The sequence below is a fragment of the Photobacterium frigidiphilum genome (assembly GCF_003025615.1).
GTDB classification, from domain to species: Bacteria; Pseudomonadota; Gammaproteobacteria; order Enterobacterales; family Vibrionaceae; genus Photobacterium; species Photobacterium frigidiphilum.
In genome coordinates, this window is the sequence record NZ_PYMJ01000012.1 from 12,904 (window position 1) to 29,615 (window position 16,712).

The 16,712-nt window shown below is 43.0% G+C and carries 11 protein-coding genes; 9 read left to right on the plus strand and 2 right to left on the minus strand.

All coding sequences use genetic code 11. The annotated features are described in order from the left end of the window. The first annotated feature begins 14 nt into the window (after positions 1-14). The 5 genes from pepA (at position 15) to C9J12_RS13420 (ending at position 6,616) form a co-directional block, all read left to right on the plus strand. On the plus strand, positions 15-1,523 hold the full coding sequence (gene pepA, locus C9J12_RS13400) for a leucyl aminopeptidase (protein ID WP_107243179.1): 1,509 nt from the start codon (positions 15-17) through the stop codon (positions 1,521-1,523). A 50-nt stretch (positions 1,524-1,573) separates the two neighbouring features. Then, entirely contained in the window at positions 1,574-2,026 is a 453-nt protein-coding gene (locus tag C9J12_RS13405) for a DNA polymerase III subunit chi (RefSeq protein WP_107243180.1), read from the plus strand. A 28-nt stretch (positions 2,027-2,054) separates the two neighbouring features. After that, positions 2,055-4,916, plus strand: coding sequence for a valine--tRNA ligase (locus tag C9J12_RS13410; protein ID WP_107243181.1), 2,862 nt, complete (start codon positions 2,055-2,057; stop codon positions 4,914-4,916). Positions 4,917-5,174: 258 nt separating this feature from the next. Then, positions 5,175-5,582 (plus strand): DUF2061 domain-containing protein, encoded by a 408-nt coding sequence (locus tag C9J12_RS13415; protein WP_107243182.1) that lies wholly within the window; start codon positions 5,175-5,177, stop codon positions 5,580-5,582. A 128-nt stretch (positions 5,583-5,710) separates the two neighbouring features. After that, entirely contained in the window at positions 5,711-6,616 is a 906-nt protein-coding gene (locus C9J12_RS13420; protein ID WP_107243183.1) for a bifunctional helix-turn-helix transcriptional regulator/GNAT family N-acetyltransferase, read from the plus strand. A 102-nt stretch (positions 6,617-6,718) separates the two neighbouring features. Here C9J12_RS13420 and C9J12_RS13425 read toward each other — a convergent pair whose 3' ends face one another. Together C9J12_RS13425 and rraB are read right to left on the minus strand one after the other, a co-directional pair. Next, positions 6,719-9,157 carry a beta-mannosidase gene (locus C9J12_RS13425; RefSeq protein WP_107243184.1) on the minus strand — a complete coding sequence of 813 codons (2,439 nt, stop codon included), beginning with the start codon at positions 9,155-9,157 and terminating at the stop codon, positions 6,719-6,721. A gap of 228 nt (positions 9,158-9,385) precedes the next feature. Beyond that, on the minus strand, positions 9,386-9,793 hold the full coding sequence (rraB, locus tag C9J12_RS13430; protein ID WP_011217266.1) for a ribonuclease E inhibitor RraB: 408 nt from the start codon (positions 9,791-9,793) through the stop codon (positions 9,386-9,388). A gap of 744 nt (positions 9,794-10,537) precedes the next feature. Between rraB and C9J12_RS13435 the strand changes: the two genes are divergently transcribed. From C9J12_RS13435 to argF, 4 genes are all read left to right on the plus strand, one after another. Continuing rightward, a complete protein-coding gene (locus C9J12_RS13435; RefSeq protein WP_107243185.1) occupies positions 10,538-11,983 on the plus strand; it encodes a YfcC family protein in 1,446 nt (481 codons plus the stop codon). 895 nt (positions 11,984-12,878) lie between these two features. Next, complete coding sequence (arcA, locus tag C9J12_RS13440; protein ID WP_107243186.1) at positions 12,879-14,099, plus strand: arginine deiminase; 1,221 nt, start codon at positions 12,879-12,881, stop codon at positions 14,097-14,099. A gap of 119 nt (positions 14,100-14,218) precedes the next feature. After that, the gene (gene arcC, locus C9J12_RS13445) at positions 14,219-15,130 is read left to right on the plus strand and encodes a carbamate kinase (protein ID WP_107243187.1); all 912 of its coding nucleotides are present in this window, start codon (positions 14,219-14,221) and stop codon (positions 15,128-15,130) included. Positions 15,131-15,255: 125 nt separating this feature from the next. After that, entirely contained in the window at positions 15,256-16,266 is a 1,011-nt protein-coding gene (gene argF / locus C9J12_RS13450; protein WP_107243188.1) for an ornithine carbamoyltransferase, read from the plus strand. The last annotated feature ends 446 nt before the right edge of the window (positions 16,267-16,712 follow it).

Sequence of the window (16,712 nt, forward strand, 5' to 3'; positions counted from 1 at the left end):
ATGTAGGAGTACGCATGGAGTTTAGTGTAAAAAGTGGCAGCCCCGAGAAACAGCGCAGTGCCTGTATCGTCGTAGGCGTCTTTGAACCACGTCGACTTTCTCCAATTGCCGAACAGCTAGATAAAATCAGTGATGGTTATATTAGCTCTTTATTACGCCGTGGTGACCTAGAAGGTAAACCGGGGCAAATGCTACTGCTTCACCATGTACCAAACGTACTCTCAGAGCGAGTATTATTGGTTGGTTGTGGCAAAGAACGTGAACTTGATGAGCGCCAATACAAACAAATTATCAAAAAGACCATCAGCACGTTAAATGAAACTGGTTCAATGGAAGCAGTCTGCTTTTTAACTGAACTACATGTAAAAGGTCGCGATACATACTGGAAAGTTCGTCAGGCTGTTGAAACCACAAAAGATAGCCTATACACCTTTAATCAGTTTAAGAGTAACAAACCAGAGACTCGCCGACCACTACGTAAATTAGTATTTAATGTACCAACACGTCGTGAACTGTCGCTTGGTGAACGCGCTATTACTCATGGTCTTGCTGTCGCATCAGGTGTTAAAGCGAGCAAAGATCTAGGCAACATGCCACCAAACGTGGCTAACCCAGCGTATTTAGCCTCACAAGCACGTCGCCTTGCTGATGATTTTGACACTGTCACCACCAAAATTATTGGTGAGCAGGAAATGAAAGAGCTTGGCATGACATCTTACCTTGCGGTAGGTCAAGGCTCTAAAAATGAAGCCATGATGTCAGTCATTGAATACAAAGGCAGTGCCGATCCAGACGCGAAGCCAATTGTATTGGTCGGTAAAGGGCTAACCTTTGATTCAGGCGGTATTTCAATTAAGCCATCCGCTCAAATGGATGAAATGAAATACGACATGTGTGGTGCAGCATCAGTCTTTGGTGCAATGAAATCACTAGCGAAGCTAAATCTACCAATTAATGTCGTGGGTATTATTGCGGGTTGTGAAAACATGCCTGGCGGCAATGCTTATCGACCTGGTGACATTATTACCACGATGTCAGGGCAAACAGTTGAAGTACTAAATACCGATGCTGAAGGTCGCTTAGTACTTTGTGATGCGCTAACGTATGTAGAACGCTTTAATCCAGAGTGTGTAGTCGATGTTGCAACCCTGACTGGCGCATGTGTTGTCGCGCTTGGTCATCACATCAGTGGACTGCTGGGTAACCATAACCCACTTGCACACGAATTGATTAACGCATCTGAACAATCTGGTGACCGCGCATGGCGTTTACCTATGTCTGATGAATACCAAGATCAAATCGCTAGCCCATTTGCCGACATGGCAAACCTTGGCTCACCGGGCGCTGGTACAATTACAGCTGGTTGTTTCTTATCACGCTTTACGAAAAAGTATAACTGGGCTCACCTCGATATCGCGGGTACAGCTTGGGTTGGTGGTAAAGAGAAAGGTTCAACAGGTCGTCCAGTACCATTACTGGTCCAATTCCTGTTAAACCGCGCAGGCCTAGAAAACGTCGAATAGACAACTAAAAAGAGGGGCCTAAAGGTCCCTTTCTTTTTGAGAAAAACATTATGACTCATGCTACTTTTTATATAATTGAAGATAAACATCTTGAAGCTGATAGCGACTATCTGCTGCATTTTGCTTGTCATCAGGCAGCATTGAGTTACCAGCAAGGCAACAAAGTTTACCTGTTAGCTGACAATAAGGCACAAGCAGAACAACTTGATGAGTATTTATGGCAACAAGAGCCAGATAACTTCGTTCCTCACAATTTAATTGGAGAAGGACCACGAGGCGGATCTCCTGTTGAAATAGGCTGGCCCGGTTTACGTCATAGTGGACGACGGGGCTTGCTAATAAATTTGGGTCAAGATACACCAAATTTTGCCGTAACCTTCCCACAAGTGATAGACTTCGTCCCTTGCGATGAAAACCTCAAGCAGTTGGCACGTGAACGTTACAAGGCTTATCGCCTTGCTGGCATTCAAATACAGACCGCCACTGCCCCTGAGACGCCCTAATTCCCACATCGATCCTTCTAAGAGCGCTATGGAAAAGACATACAACCCACAATCAATTGAACAAGCGCTATATCAGCGCTGGGAAGAGGCTGGTTACTTCAAGCCTCACGGTGATACATCTAAAGATGCATACAGCATCATGATTCCACCGCCAAACGTCACTGGTAGCCTACACATGGGCCACGCTTTCCAAGATACGATCATGGATACACTTATCCGTGCTGAACGTATGAAAGGTAAGAATACCCTTTGGCAAGTCGGTACTGACCACGCAGGTATCGCAACCCAAATGGTTGTGGAACGTAAAATTGCTGCTGAAGAAGGCAAAACTAAGCACGACTACGGTCGTGATGCGTTCATCGATAAGATCTGGGAATGGAAAGCTGAGTCAGGCGGTACTATTACCAAGCAACTCCGTCGCCTAGGCGCTTCTGTCGATTGGGATCGTGAACGATTCACAATGGATGATGGCTTATCTGCTGCCACTCAAGAAGTGTTTGTTCGTTTATTCGAAGAAGACCTTATCTACCGTGGTAAACGTCTCGTTAACTGGGATCCAAAACTGCACACTGCAATTTCGGATCTTGAAGTTGAAAGCAAAGACAAAAAAGGCTTTATGTGGCATTTCCGTTACCCGCTTGCGGATGGCGTAAAAACAGCTGAAGGCAAAGATTACATCGTTGTAGCAACCACGCGTCCAGAAACAATGCTTGGCGATACGGGTGTTGCAGTGAACCCTGAAGATCCTCGTTATAAAGATCTGATCGGTAAACAGATCAAACTACCAATCGTTGGTCGTTTAATTCCAATCGTTGGCGATGAACACGCTGATATGGATAAAGGCACAGGTTGTGTGAAAATCACCCCTGCGCACGATTTCAACGATTATGAAGTAGGCAAGCGTCACAGCCTACCAATGATCAACATTCTAACCTTCAACGCAGACATCCGTGATGCGGCTGAAGTATTCGACACTAACGGTGAAGCAAACGATGCTTACAACTCAGAACTTCCAGCTAAATATCATGGTATGGAACGTTTTGCTGCACGTAAAGCTATCGTGGCAGAATTTGATGAATTAGGTTTACTTGAAGAAGTTAAAGATCACGATTTGACTGTACCTTACGGCGATCGCGGTGGCGTGGCAATTGAACCAATGCTTACTGACCAATGGTATGTACGTACTGCACCTCTTGCTGCTCCTGCAGTAAAAGCGGTTGAAGATGGTCAAATTCAATTTGTTCCAAAGCAATACGAAAACATGTACTTTGCGTGGATGCGTGACGTTCAAGATTGGTGCATCTCTCGTCAACTTTGGTGGGGCCACAGAATCCCAGCATGGTATGACAACGACGGTAAAGTATACGTTGGTCGTACTGAAGATGAAGTTCGTGAGAAAAACAACCTTGCTCCTGTGGTTGTTCTTCGTCAAGACGACGATGTGCTTGATACCTGGTTCTCTTCTGCGCTTTGGACATTCGGTACACAAGGCTGGCCTGAAAACACAGACGCGCTGAAAACATTCCACCCATCAGAAGTTCTAGTATCTGGTTTTGATATTATCTTCTTCTGGGTTGCGCGTATGATCATGATGACCATGCACTTCGTAAAAGACGAAGAAGGCAATGCACAAGTACCGTTCAAAACTGTTTATATGACGGGTCTTATCCGTGATGAAAACGGCGACAAGATGTCTAAGTCGAAAGGTAACGTACTTGATCCTATCGATATGATCGATGGTATCGGCCTTGAAGAGCTAGTAGAAAAGCGTTGTGGCAACATGATGCAGCCAAAGCTTGCTGCAAAAATTGAAAAGCAAACGCGTAAAACGTTTGAAGGCGGTATCGAACCATACGGTACAGATGCCCTACGTTTCACTCTTGCTGCAATGGCATCAACAGGTCGTGATATCAATTGGGATATGAAGCGTCTTGAAGGTTACCGTAACTTCTGTAATAAACTATGGAACGCAAGCCGTTACGTATTAATGAACACAGAAGAGCACGATTGTGGCATGGCTGAAGGTGCAGAACTTGAGTTCTCATTAGCAGACCAATGGATCGCATCGCAGTTTGAAGTCGCAGCAAAAGAGTTTAATGCTCATTTAGACAACTACCGTCTAGATATGGCAGCGAATACACTGTACGAATTCATCTGGAACCAATTCTGTGACTGGTACTTAGAGCTAACTAAACCTGTTCTTTGGAAAGGCACGGAAGCACAACAACGTGCAACGCGTTACACGTTAATCACGGTTCTTGAAAAGACATTACGTCTTGCTCACCCTATTCTTCCTTACATCACAGAGTCAATCTGGCAGAGCGTTAAGCCGCTGGTTGACGGTGTTGAAGGGGAAACTATCATGACTCAAGCCTTACCTCAGTTTAATGAAGATAACTTCAACGCTGATGTAGTTGCTGATCTTGAATGGGTTAAAGCGTTCATTACAAGCATCCGTAACTTACGTGCTGAATACGACATCGCACCAAGCAAAGGCTTAGACGTGATGATTAAAGTGGCTGACGAAAAAGACGCTGCACGTATTCAAGCCAATGAGATTGTACTGACTTCTCTAGCTAAGCTAGACAGCATCAAAGTATTGGCTAACGGTGAAACGACACCAGCATGTGCAACCTCACTAGTTGGTAAATCTGAGTTGATGATCCCAATGGCGGGTCTTATCGACAAAGATGCTGAGCTTGCTCGTCTTGATAAAGAAGTAGCAAAGACACAAGGTGAAATTAAGCGTATCGAAGGTAAGCTTAACAACCAAGGCTTTGTTGCTAAAGCACCAGAAGTTGTTATCACGAAAGAACGTGAGAAACTAGAAGGTTACCAAGAAACCTTGGTGAAGCTAGAAGCTCAAAAAGAAACGATCGCAGCACTGTAAGCCCTCGCTTCACAGTCCATGATTGAATAAGCCCGACGCGCAAGCATCGGGCTTTTTTTTGTGTTTAAATTCCACTACCTAGCAACGTATATACTATCGCATCGCTGGAGACTGCATCTCTGCTGGCTAAACAATCTATTCGCTTCTCTTCCTCACCTCAAATTAATAGCCTATGCCTATCAAACCAATATAAACAATCGAATTTTACAATTGATAATAATTCGCAATAATAGCGGCATCAAGAGAGAGGACATCACCATGAAAAAGACCATCAGTTTTGCCGGGCTTCACTTTATAGTCGCTTTTACCGTTGCATACTTATTAACTGGCGATCTACTGATCGGTAGTTTGATTGCGATGATCGAACCTATGGTCAACACTGTGGCCTTTTACTTCCATGAAAAAGCGTGGCAGACCAAGCTCTTGAAAAAATCTCACTACAGTGCCCCTGCCAGTAAAACCATTAGTTTTGCCGTGGTACATTTCACCGTCGCGTTTACTGTGGTGTATTTACTGACTGGTGATGCGTTAATTGGCGGCATGATGGCGATGATCGAACCTGCGATCAATACCGTGATGTATTATTTCCACGAACGTATTTGGCAAAGAAAAGAACAACAAGCAGATCATCATAACTTGCTTAATATGATGGTTTGCCAGCACTAAGTCATGTGCTTTCAGCACTGGTTTCAATGGTATTCATAACAATATTCGATAGAACTCATTGACATTGTTGCGATACGCAAGTAAATATATATGTGTATCGCAACTATATTTACTTGAGAGATCATGCCATGCAACCAGAAGAACTCCGTCAGCTATCACGCCAGTTGGTTCGCCAGCTCGGTTTACTGGATAACCATTGTGGGTTGTTAAAGTTAACTCCCGTGCAAGCTCATACATTGATTGAACTTGAATATGCGTCATGCACTGTTAGCCAAATGGCAGATAAACTCAAGGTTGATAAATCGAATGCGAGTCGAACCTTAGCTGTCTTACTCAATTTAGATTTGGTTGAAAGCACCCCTAATCCTGATGATAAACGCAGCCAACTATCTCAGTTAACGTTATTAGGTCAACAGACACTGACGTCTTTACACACCCAACTCAATCTTCATGTGCAAACGGTGCTGGACCAGATGGACAGTGATGAAATAAGCCAGCTCAAAAGCAGCCTAACACGCTACAACAAAGCAATTCATACCGCCCATAAACAACACGGTTTTACCCTTCGTCCATTGACCCCTCTAGATAATGCTTCCGTCGCTGCCATTATTCGAAAAGTGTCAGCAGAATATGGTTTAACCGCAGATAAAGGGTATGGCGTTGCCGATCCTACGCTTGATTCGATGAGCGAGGTTTACCAACCGGATGACTGTCAATATTGGGTTGTTGAAAAAGATCATCGCGTACTTGGCGGTGGAGGCATTGCAGCACTCAGCAATACAGATGGATTGTGTGAATTACAGAAAATGTACTTCCTGAACGAGCTGCGTGGTAAAGGGTTAGCCCGAAGCTTAGCGGTAAAAGCGTTAAAATTTGCCCGAGAATACGGCTACAAAGGATGCTACCTCGAAACCACCGAGAACCTAACAGAAGCGATTGCCTTATATGAATCATTGGGGTTTGTTCATATTCCGCATGCGATGGGAGATACCGGCCACGATGCATGTGAAGTTCGCATGCTCAAAACCTTTTAAGCGATAGTTGTATTCAAGTTGATTACCTATAATAAAAAAGCCAGTAGACAAACAATAACGTCCTCTACTGGCTCATTTTTTATTAACTAGCGTGCACTTCGATTAAGGCTGGTAGCTCTGGTGCAAATGGTAAACAGTTAGCCCCGCAACAAGTTCTTCATAGGTAGCAGGTCCAAGGTACTTCACTTGTTTCTGATATTCAGGCACTAACGTAAAACTAGAATCGTCAAAGCGCCCTTCACCGGCATATTCCAAATGAACAAAGAACGCAGGGTGTGCACAATTTAGCATTACGTAAAGCTGGTTATTAATATCAGCAACTTCATAGCGTAATTCAGGTGCAGCCAGTTCACAATTCTTAGGTCTTAAAGGAAAATAGGTATTCTCTATCACCTCTTGTCCACAGGTTAAATGCACATGAAAAAAGCCATCCGCTTCATGCTGCTGTAAATCTTCAGCTAACCATTGCCATGCCACAATATTTTTATCGGGTTCCAGATATTGCGTGATTGGTTCACGATATAAGATTTCACCTTGCCAGCTTTGCCACACCACCTCACCTTTTAATTCAGCACTTTTTCGCGAGTCATTAATCAGATGCAAAACAACCCCGCCGTCATTAGGTACAAAAGCAGCCAATTGCGGCGCAAAAAAACGGCGAGCATGGTAATGCAGTTGCTTCCATCGGCCACTGTATTCTAATGATGACCATGAGCTCACCGGCCAACAATCATTCAGTTGCCAATACAAAATACCGCGATTGACTGGCTTTTGTGCTCGCCAATATTCACTTGCTGTTTTAATCGCAAGCGCTTGTTGTACTTGGCTAACATAGAGCATGTTGGCGAAGCCATTAGGAAAACGGAAGTAACGGGTAAACATCTCGGTAATAATTGAATTACCTCGAGCATTTTTTTGATGCGATTCAAAGCTTGGAGAGGTGATATTCCAGTCTTTTTCGGGTGCAAAGGTGCGCACCGTTGGCAATGAAGGCCACGATTGAAAACCAAATTCAGAGCAAAATCTGGGGGTTACACTGCGATATTCTTCGAGATCTTTACCTGAATGCCACACATCCCAAAAATGCATATCACCACGGTGATCATCATGCCACGCATCGCCAAAGTCTAACTCCCCATTACACGGGGAGCTCGCCCAAAAACGACGAGAAGGATCTTCACGCGTGACAACCTCTGATAACGCACGATTAAGCCGGTCGTAATTCACCACATACTTTTCTCGGTTCTCACGAGATTCGGGATACCAACCGATAGCACCGATCACTTCGTTATCACCGCACCATAAAGCCAGTGAAGGGTGATCCTTTAAACGCCTCACTTGAAATTCCACTTCAGCTTGTACTTCAGTAATAAAATCAGGCGTTGAAGGGTACAGCGCACATGCAAACATCAAATCTTGCCAAACCAGTAAACCTAACTCATCGCACAGTTGATAAAAAATGTCTTTTTCATACATGCCACCGCCCCATACACGCAGCATATTCATGTTGGCGGCAACCGCATCTTCAAGTAATTGTCGATAACGCTGATCATTCATCCGGCTTGGCAGTGCATCCATAGGAATCCAATTCGCACCTTTAGCGCTGATTGGCACATCGTTAACTTTAAATACCATGCTCTGGCCGATGTCGTCATCTTCAGTGCATAATTCAAGCTTGCGAAGCCCTATTTTTTTCTCAATATGGTAGCCATTAACCACAACCTGTAAGTCATACAACCGCTGCTTACCGTAGCCTGCTGGCCACCAGCGCTTAGGGTGATCCACTCTAAATAGCACGGTTGATTGGGTCGATGTTTGATCCAATGCCAAATGATACGTTTGCCCATCAAATGAAACAGATGCGGATGCTAACCCTGAGTTAGGCATTGATTCATAGTGAATCGTGACCTCAAGATCACAACGCCAATCATCCCAATGCTGCTTGGTACTCACATGGCTCACACGCACCTGTTGAATAGGCTGAAGCAGAATATCGCCATAAATACCAATGACAGATAAACAAAGCCCCCAATCCCACCCGGTATGGCATTGGGTTTTGCGTAGGGTATTCATATGAGGGATCTGGTTGTTACCAACGGCCCATGGAATAGGAAACGGTAAGCGATCTGCACGATTTTTAGCAGCAATATCTGCGCGATGTAATACGATTTCAATCCGATTATTACCCACCAATAAGCTGGGTAAAATATCCACTTTATGGCGCATAAACATATTATGAAAATCAGCGACACTGTGACCATTCACCCGTATTTCAGCCACGGTATCGAGATTATCTAACACTAAATCTAAAGCCTTGCAGGCTATATCATCTTCTGTCAGTTCAAAATGGCGTGAGACGACCCAATCACACTCACTGACCCATTGTACTTTTGCTTCATTATCAGCCCAGTACGGTTCAGGAATAATGCCGACATCCAGCAATGCTGAATGTACGTCACCTGGAAATGAAATAGCGATATCTTGAATTGAGTTACGCTGCACACAAGCCAGTAACCACTGACCATTTAAAGAGATTGTCATTACGCGCTCCAGAAAAACCAACGACAACATAATAAGGTGAGAATGAGATTAAAATGAGGGGCAAACGCAAGCTATAAGACATTAATGGATTGAAGTAGAGATGAGAATTCTATCTCTGTGAGCAGAGTAAAAGTTTTGCAATATTAGCGACGTTAACCGATGTTCTAATCAAATTACAGACAGAAAAAAGCCGACTTCTGTCGGCTTCTTTTTAACTAACGATAAGTCTTAAGCTTCTGGCTTATCTTCTGACTCATCTTCTTCGTCATCTTCATCAGACTCAAAGTAAGTGCCCCAGCCGTCATAATCAATATCATGTTTATCAGCAAGTGCAATTAGCTTTTCAGTTTGCTCATCAATCAGTTCAGCATTCAGTGCTGACTCCATCACAGCATCAAAGCAAACAACTTTGCCGCCACCATCTTCAGGAGCTAGCTCAAGTTCCTCAGCTTCAAGTACTTCAAAGCCCATTTTAAATGCTTCTACTGCAGCAGCTTCTAGCTCAGCAAATGTATCTGCCGAGAAGTGGTGCTCAATCGTATAAAGTGCTTCAGGCTCGCTACCATCTTCCAGCAATGCTGCAATAATATCGCGGGTTTCTTCCTTTTGCTCTTCAATCAGTTCTGCATAAGACATGGGATAACTCCAATAGAGGAATAAATTTGCAGGCAAATATCGCATGGATTGATAGTAATTACCATCGGTTAGTCATACGGTTCAATAAAATTGATATTTATCAATGTTTCTTCTGATTTCTGCCCTACCTTACGCACACTTTTACTCATACGCAGAGTGAATAAATACCCACCCTATTCACTTTTAAAAAAATGAAAATCTACGACTTATTGAAAAAAAACGCATAGACACGCGCTTAGCGAGGACGGCATAAAATGACATAAACGCCTTATAATCACAGCTTAGCCGCATATACCCATTACGTATTACGCATAAAACCAATTACCATAAAATATGACTAAAAACATATTCACCCAGTAATTGTTGCAAAATACCCGAAACCACAAGCATCATCGTCGGTTAAGCCAAAATACAGTGCCAGAAAAATGTGAACAACCCCAAAGTTAACATGTCCCCAGAAGACTAAAATCAGGGCGCAAAACAAAAACAGACTCGATGGCAATCAAGACTATTGAGCTACAAATAAATACAGAGAGATACGATCATGAATACATCAGATGCCGATCCTGAGGCTGAGCAGTTACACTGCATTACTGATCCCATAGGGTAAAACCCCACCCTCGACATCCAGAATACTTTTACTGAGCATATGCTTGGCAAACCCTTTTACGCCTAATTTCTGATGCGGCGTGCTGGTTTACACCGAATGCTAAAAATATATGCATAAGGTGCAAGGAGACAATTATGACGACTCAAACCGTAAACAAGGAAGAAAAAGGTGGCTTCTTTGCCAACTTTAAATTCCCTTCAGCCTACACAATATTATTTGGTCTTATCGCCGTAGTCGCACTACTTACTTGGATAGTGCCTGCCGGTCAATATGATCGCGAAATGAATGAAAGCCTAGGAAAAGAAGTGCCTATTACAGGTACTTATCATGCGGTTGAGGGTAACCCACAAGGTATTGTCGATGTATTGTTAGCGCCTATTGATGGCTTCTATGATCACAATAGCTATGAAGCAGCAGCGATTGATGTCTCTTTATTTATTTTGATCATCGGTGGTTTTCTTGGTCTAGTTACTAAGACTGGTGCTATTGATGCAGGTATCGAACGCGTTACTGCCCGATTGGATGGGCGTGAGGAGTTAATGATACCGATTCTTATGGCATTGTTTGCGGCCGGCGGTACCATCTATGGTATGGCAGAAGAATCATTACCTTTTTATACGTTACTTGTTCCAGTTATGCTGGCTGCACGTTTTGACCCAGTTGTCGCCGCTGCAACCGTTTTGCTAGGTGCTGGTATCGGTACACTTGGTTCTACCATTAACCCATTTGCTACTGTTATTGCAGCAAACGCAGCGGGTATTCCATTCACTGATGGTATCGGTCTACGTATCGCAATGTTGGTTGTGGGCTGGTTAATCTGTGTTGCTTACGTTATGCGTTATGCAAAAATGGTTCGTGCAGATAAAACTAAATCAATTGTTTATGATAAGTACGAAGAAAACAATGCGCACTTCCTAGGCAATCGTTCTAGCGAAATGCTTGAGTTCACAACAACGCGTAAAATTATCTTAGCGCTTTTTGCTGCCTCTTTCGGCATCATGATTTACGGTGTGTCTGTTGCAGGTTGGTGGATGGCTGAAATTTCAGCGATGTTCCTTGGCGCAACCATCATCATAGGTATAATCGCTCGCATGAGTGAAGAAGAGTTCACTACCAGCTTCATTGATGGTGCACGTGACCTACTGGGTGTTGCACTGATCATCGGTATCGCACGTGGTATCGTGGTTATCATGGACCGCGGTATGATCACCGATACTATTCTAAACTCAGCAGAACATGCGGTAACAGGTCTGTCTTCTGTTGTGTTCATCAACGTGATGTACTGGTTAGAAATCTTACTATCATTCCTTGTTCCATCATCTTCAGGTCTTGCTGTATTAACCATGCCTATCATGTCGCCATTGGCTGACTTCGCAGGTGTTGGACGTGAACTTGTTGTGACTGCATACCAATCAGCATCTGGGGTAGTAAACCTAGTAACACCTACCTCTGCTGTTGTAATGGGTGGCTTGGCTATCGCTCGTGTTCCTTATGTTCGCTGGGTTAAATGGGTCGCTCCTCTACTTGGTATTCTTATTGTTCTTACAATGGTTATGTTAAGTGTTGGCGCAATGCTATAACCCTTAATAGAAAAAATTTATAACCTATAAATTCTAATGTTAAAGCCACCTCTGGGTGGCTTTTTTATGTCTATTTATCTTACCAAACCAATCAATGCGCTCGCCTTCCTAAGGCATATCATCTCTTTCCTTATGACCAAAGCTAAGACTAATCTTACTGCCTGCTTACTTAACCCTCCCCACGATCACGCACAATAACAGGCGATAAAGAACCAAGTGCTTTATATTTTAGAATACGCTGTTATTTCCAACCCTCTCAGCCTAATAAACTCATCTCATTTAATAAAAACTTACGCCAATAAAATCACCACCAACATTTCAAATTAAAGTTGAAATGATAAATCAATAAACAAAGGCAAGTAAAACCACCATCATAAAATAACAATTAGAAGTAAATAATAGTTATTTTAATGCATAGACCAATCATGAATTAAAACTACAAAAACGTGTCACAACACAATAAAAAGAAAAATATTTGTTACTATTATATTAAATGTAACCTTTTATCTATATAAGCAACCACTTTAAGTGCATAAGATTATTTTTCATACAAAATCAAATGAATGTCAGTATTGAATAAAACATCTAGCAAAAAACCAATGACACATAAAATCAATGCGTTATATATATAAGATTACGCATTAAGTTGATTTAATCACATAAAAACCCACGTCTGAAAACCACATACAAATGCATGATTAATGTTAATAAAACCGACACCTTAGCTTGGTGTATTAATGAGTAAAGTGTGACAAACCTCTAAGACTCCTATTAGTGAAAGAGTAGAATTAATTACAGAAACGAAGCGAAGGATTTAATTAAATTAACTTTCGATTTCGCAAAAACAAATAAAGCTGACGACATTAAGTCGGCATAAAAATAGAGAGATACGATCATGAGTAAGTTCTATGTAGGTTCTGAAGTAGGTCAATTACGTCGCGTTCTAGTTCACCGTCCAAGACGTTCACTGAGCCACTTAACACCATCTAACTGCCACGACTTATTATTTGATGACGTGCTAGCAGTAGAACGTGCAGGTAAAGAACATGATGTGTTTACAAAAACGTTACGTGATCAAGGTGTAGAAGTTTTACTTCTAACTGACCTTCTTGCTGATACATTAGCAGTTGCAGACGCTAAAGAGTGGTTGTTAACTCGTCAAGTATCTGATTACCGTTTAGGTGCTACATTTGCTAATGACGTACGCTGCCACCTAGGTGACTTACCAAACATCGAACTTGCTAAAATCTTAACTGGTGGTTTGTCTTACGCTGAAATGCCAATGAAATCGTCTTCTATGATGCAAGGCATACACGCTCCAACAGACTTCATCATTGAACCACTACCGAATCACCTATTTACTCGTGATACATCTTGCTGGGTATACGGCGGCGTTTCTATCAACCCAATGGCTAAAGCGGCTCGTCAACGTGAAACTAACCACGTTCGTGCAATCTACCGCTGGCACCCAACGTTCGCTGGCGCTGACTTCGTTAAGTACTACGGCGACGAAGAAAAAATGTACGACAACTCTACTATCGAAGGCGGCGACGTACTGGTTATTGGTAAAGGCGCTGTACTTATCGGTATGTCTGAGCGTACAACACCACAAGGTGTTGAGCAGCTAGCATCAGGTCTATTCAAGCACGGTCAAGCAAAGCAAGTTATTGCAATGCAGCTTCCTAAGCACCGCTCTTGCATGCACTTAGATACTGTAATGACGCACATGCGTGAAGATACATTCTCTGTTTACCCAGAAGTTGTGCGTAAAGACGTACAGTGCTGGAGCCTAACGGGTGATGAGTCTGGCGCTGTTAACGTGAAAGAAGAAGGTTACTTCGTTACTGCTATCGAAAAAGCACTAGGCGTAGACAAGCTAAACCTAATCACAACTGGCGGTGACAACTTCACTGCAGAACGTGAGCAATGGAATGATGCAAACAACGTACTAACTGTGAAGCCTGGTGTAGTAATTGGTTACGAAGGTAACACTTACACCAACGAAAAATACGACAAAGCAGGTATCACTGTTCTACCTATCCCAGGTGATGAACTAGGCCGCGGTCGTGGTGGTGCTCGCTGCATGAGCTGCCCAATCGAACGTGACGGTATCTAAGCCATAGTCAAGTAACCTTGAGCAATAAAAAGCTCGAGTGCAAAGCAGTAATGCTAAGCAAAAAATATGGCCGGTAGCAAATACCGGCCAATAAAAATAAAACCAAGAGAGACGATCCCATGACCAAGCAAACTGTTGTTGTTGCACTTGGTGGTAACGCCCTACTACGTCGCGGCGAGCCATTAGAAGCATATATCCAGCGTCAGAACATTGCTACGGCAGCAAAATCTATCGCAGAAATTGCGAAAGAATATAACGTAGTGTTAGTACACGGTAATGGCCCACAAGTTGGCTTATTAGCACTACAAGGGCTGGAATACACGAAAGTAAGCCCATACCCACTCGATGTACTAGGTTCAGAAACCCAAGGCATGATTGGTTATATCTTAATGCAAGAGTTGAAGAACATTCTGCCAGAGCAGAACGTATCTTGCCTTGTAACACAGATGAGCGTTGATCCTGAAGATCCAGCGTTTGCAGACCCAACAAAACCAATTGGCCCTGTTTACAATGAAGCAGAAGCTCGCGAATTGGCAGAAAAGTATAACTGGACAGTAAAACCAGATGGTGAATACTTCCGCCGTGTTGTGCCAAGCCCACAACCAACAGGCATTATTGAAGATGACGCTATCACAGCCTTAATTAACCTACAGCACCTAGTGATCTGTACGGGCGGTGGCGGCATCCCAGTGAAAAAAGAAAACGGTAAGTTAGTTGGTGTAGAAGCAGTTATCGACAAAGACATGTCAGCAGCATTCTTAGCTAAGCAACTTAATGCCGATGCACTGTTAATTTTAACCGATGCAGACGCAGTGTTCCTTGATTGGGGCAAGCCAACACAAAAAGCATTACGCAGCACAACACCAAGCGAATTAGCGCAATACGCCTTTGATGCGGGCTCTATGGGTCCAAAGATTGATGCTTCATGTGAGTTCATCAATCAAGGCGGGAAATTAGTCGGTATCGGCTCACTGGAAGCAGGTTTACGCATCCTTAAAGGTGAAGCTGGAACAAATATTATTGCAGGATAACAGAATAGTTATTCACAAAGGCGCAATAATACGATAAACAATACATAATACAGACCGACACTTTGCATTGTCACACGTTAGACAGCTTGTCGGTCAGTAAAACTGATTCTTAAGAGGAAAACATCATGGCTTTTAATCTTCGCAACCGTAACTTCCTAAAATTACTAGACTTTACTCCACGTGAAATTCAACACATGCTAGAACTAGCAGCTGAGTTGAAAAAAGCGAAGTACAACGGTTACGAGCAGCCTCGCCTAAAGGGTAAGAACATTGCGCTTATCTTTGAAAAAGCGTCAACTCGTACTCGTTGTGCATTTGAAGTCGCTGCATATGACCAAGGCGCTAACGTAACTTACTTGGGCCCATCTGGTTCTCAAATCGGTTACAAAGAGTCAATGAAAGATACTGCACGCGTTCTTGGCCGTATGTACGATGGCATTGAATACCGTGGCTTCGGTCAAGAGATCGTTGAAACACTAGGCGCTCACGCTGGTGTTCCAGTATGGAATGGTCTAACTGACGAATTCCACCCAACTCAAATCCTAGCTGATTTCCTTACTATGCAAGAACACGCACGTGGTAAGCAACTAAGTGAAGTCACTTTCGCATACCTAGGTGATGCCCGCAACAACATGGGTAACTCTCTAATGGTTGGTGCTGCGAAAATGGGCATGGACATCCGCCTTGTTGCTCCTAAAGCATTCTGGCCTGAAGAAGAGCTAGTAGCACAATGTCGTGAAATCGCTGAAGAAACTGGTGCTAAAATCACAGTAACTGAAGACGTTCAAGAAGGCGTTGAAGGTTGTGATTTCCTATACACTGATGTTTGGGTATCAATGGGCGAAGCGAAAGAAGCATGGGCTGAGCGTATCAGCCTAATGATGCCTTACCAAATAAACATGGCGATGCTTAAAGCAACTGGCAACCCACATGTGAAATTCATGCACTGCCTACCAGCATTCCACGGTGAAGACACTGTTGTTGGTAAAGAGCTTGCTCAAGAATACCCAGAACTAAAAGACGGCGTTGAAGTAACTGACGAAGTGGTTGAATCTAAGCACTCTATCGTATTCGACGAAGCTGAAAACCGCCTACACACTATCAAAGCAATTATGGTAGCAACATTAGGTCAATAATCGACTCTCTTGAGTTTTAAAGATTCGACGTAGAAACCCTTAAAACTCTTATAATTAATGCCGCCCTTCTGGGCGGCATTTGCATTTTATGCCAACTAGAACCCTTCAAAATAACACTATAAATACCCATGCATTCAGTAGGTTATTGTTCGTTTTCCACCAATAATAATACGCAGTATTTTTGCATAAAATCCCATCAAATGAATAGTTTACGCAAACGCTTGCGTTGCCAAAGAATGGGCGTATAATTCTTCGCAATTTGTCAAAACAGAGAGATGACATGAACCAACTAGTTAAATACCATTTAACTCAGTACCGTCGAAAATTGGCGTTGGTTTTATTTTCTTTTGTTTCTATTTATTTTAAAAAGAGCCTCCTTTTTTAAGGGGGCTTTTTTTTGTCCGCTTTTTGCGTGAGAGCGGACATATTTCGTAACTGTATCTATA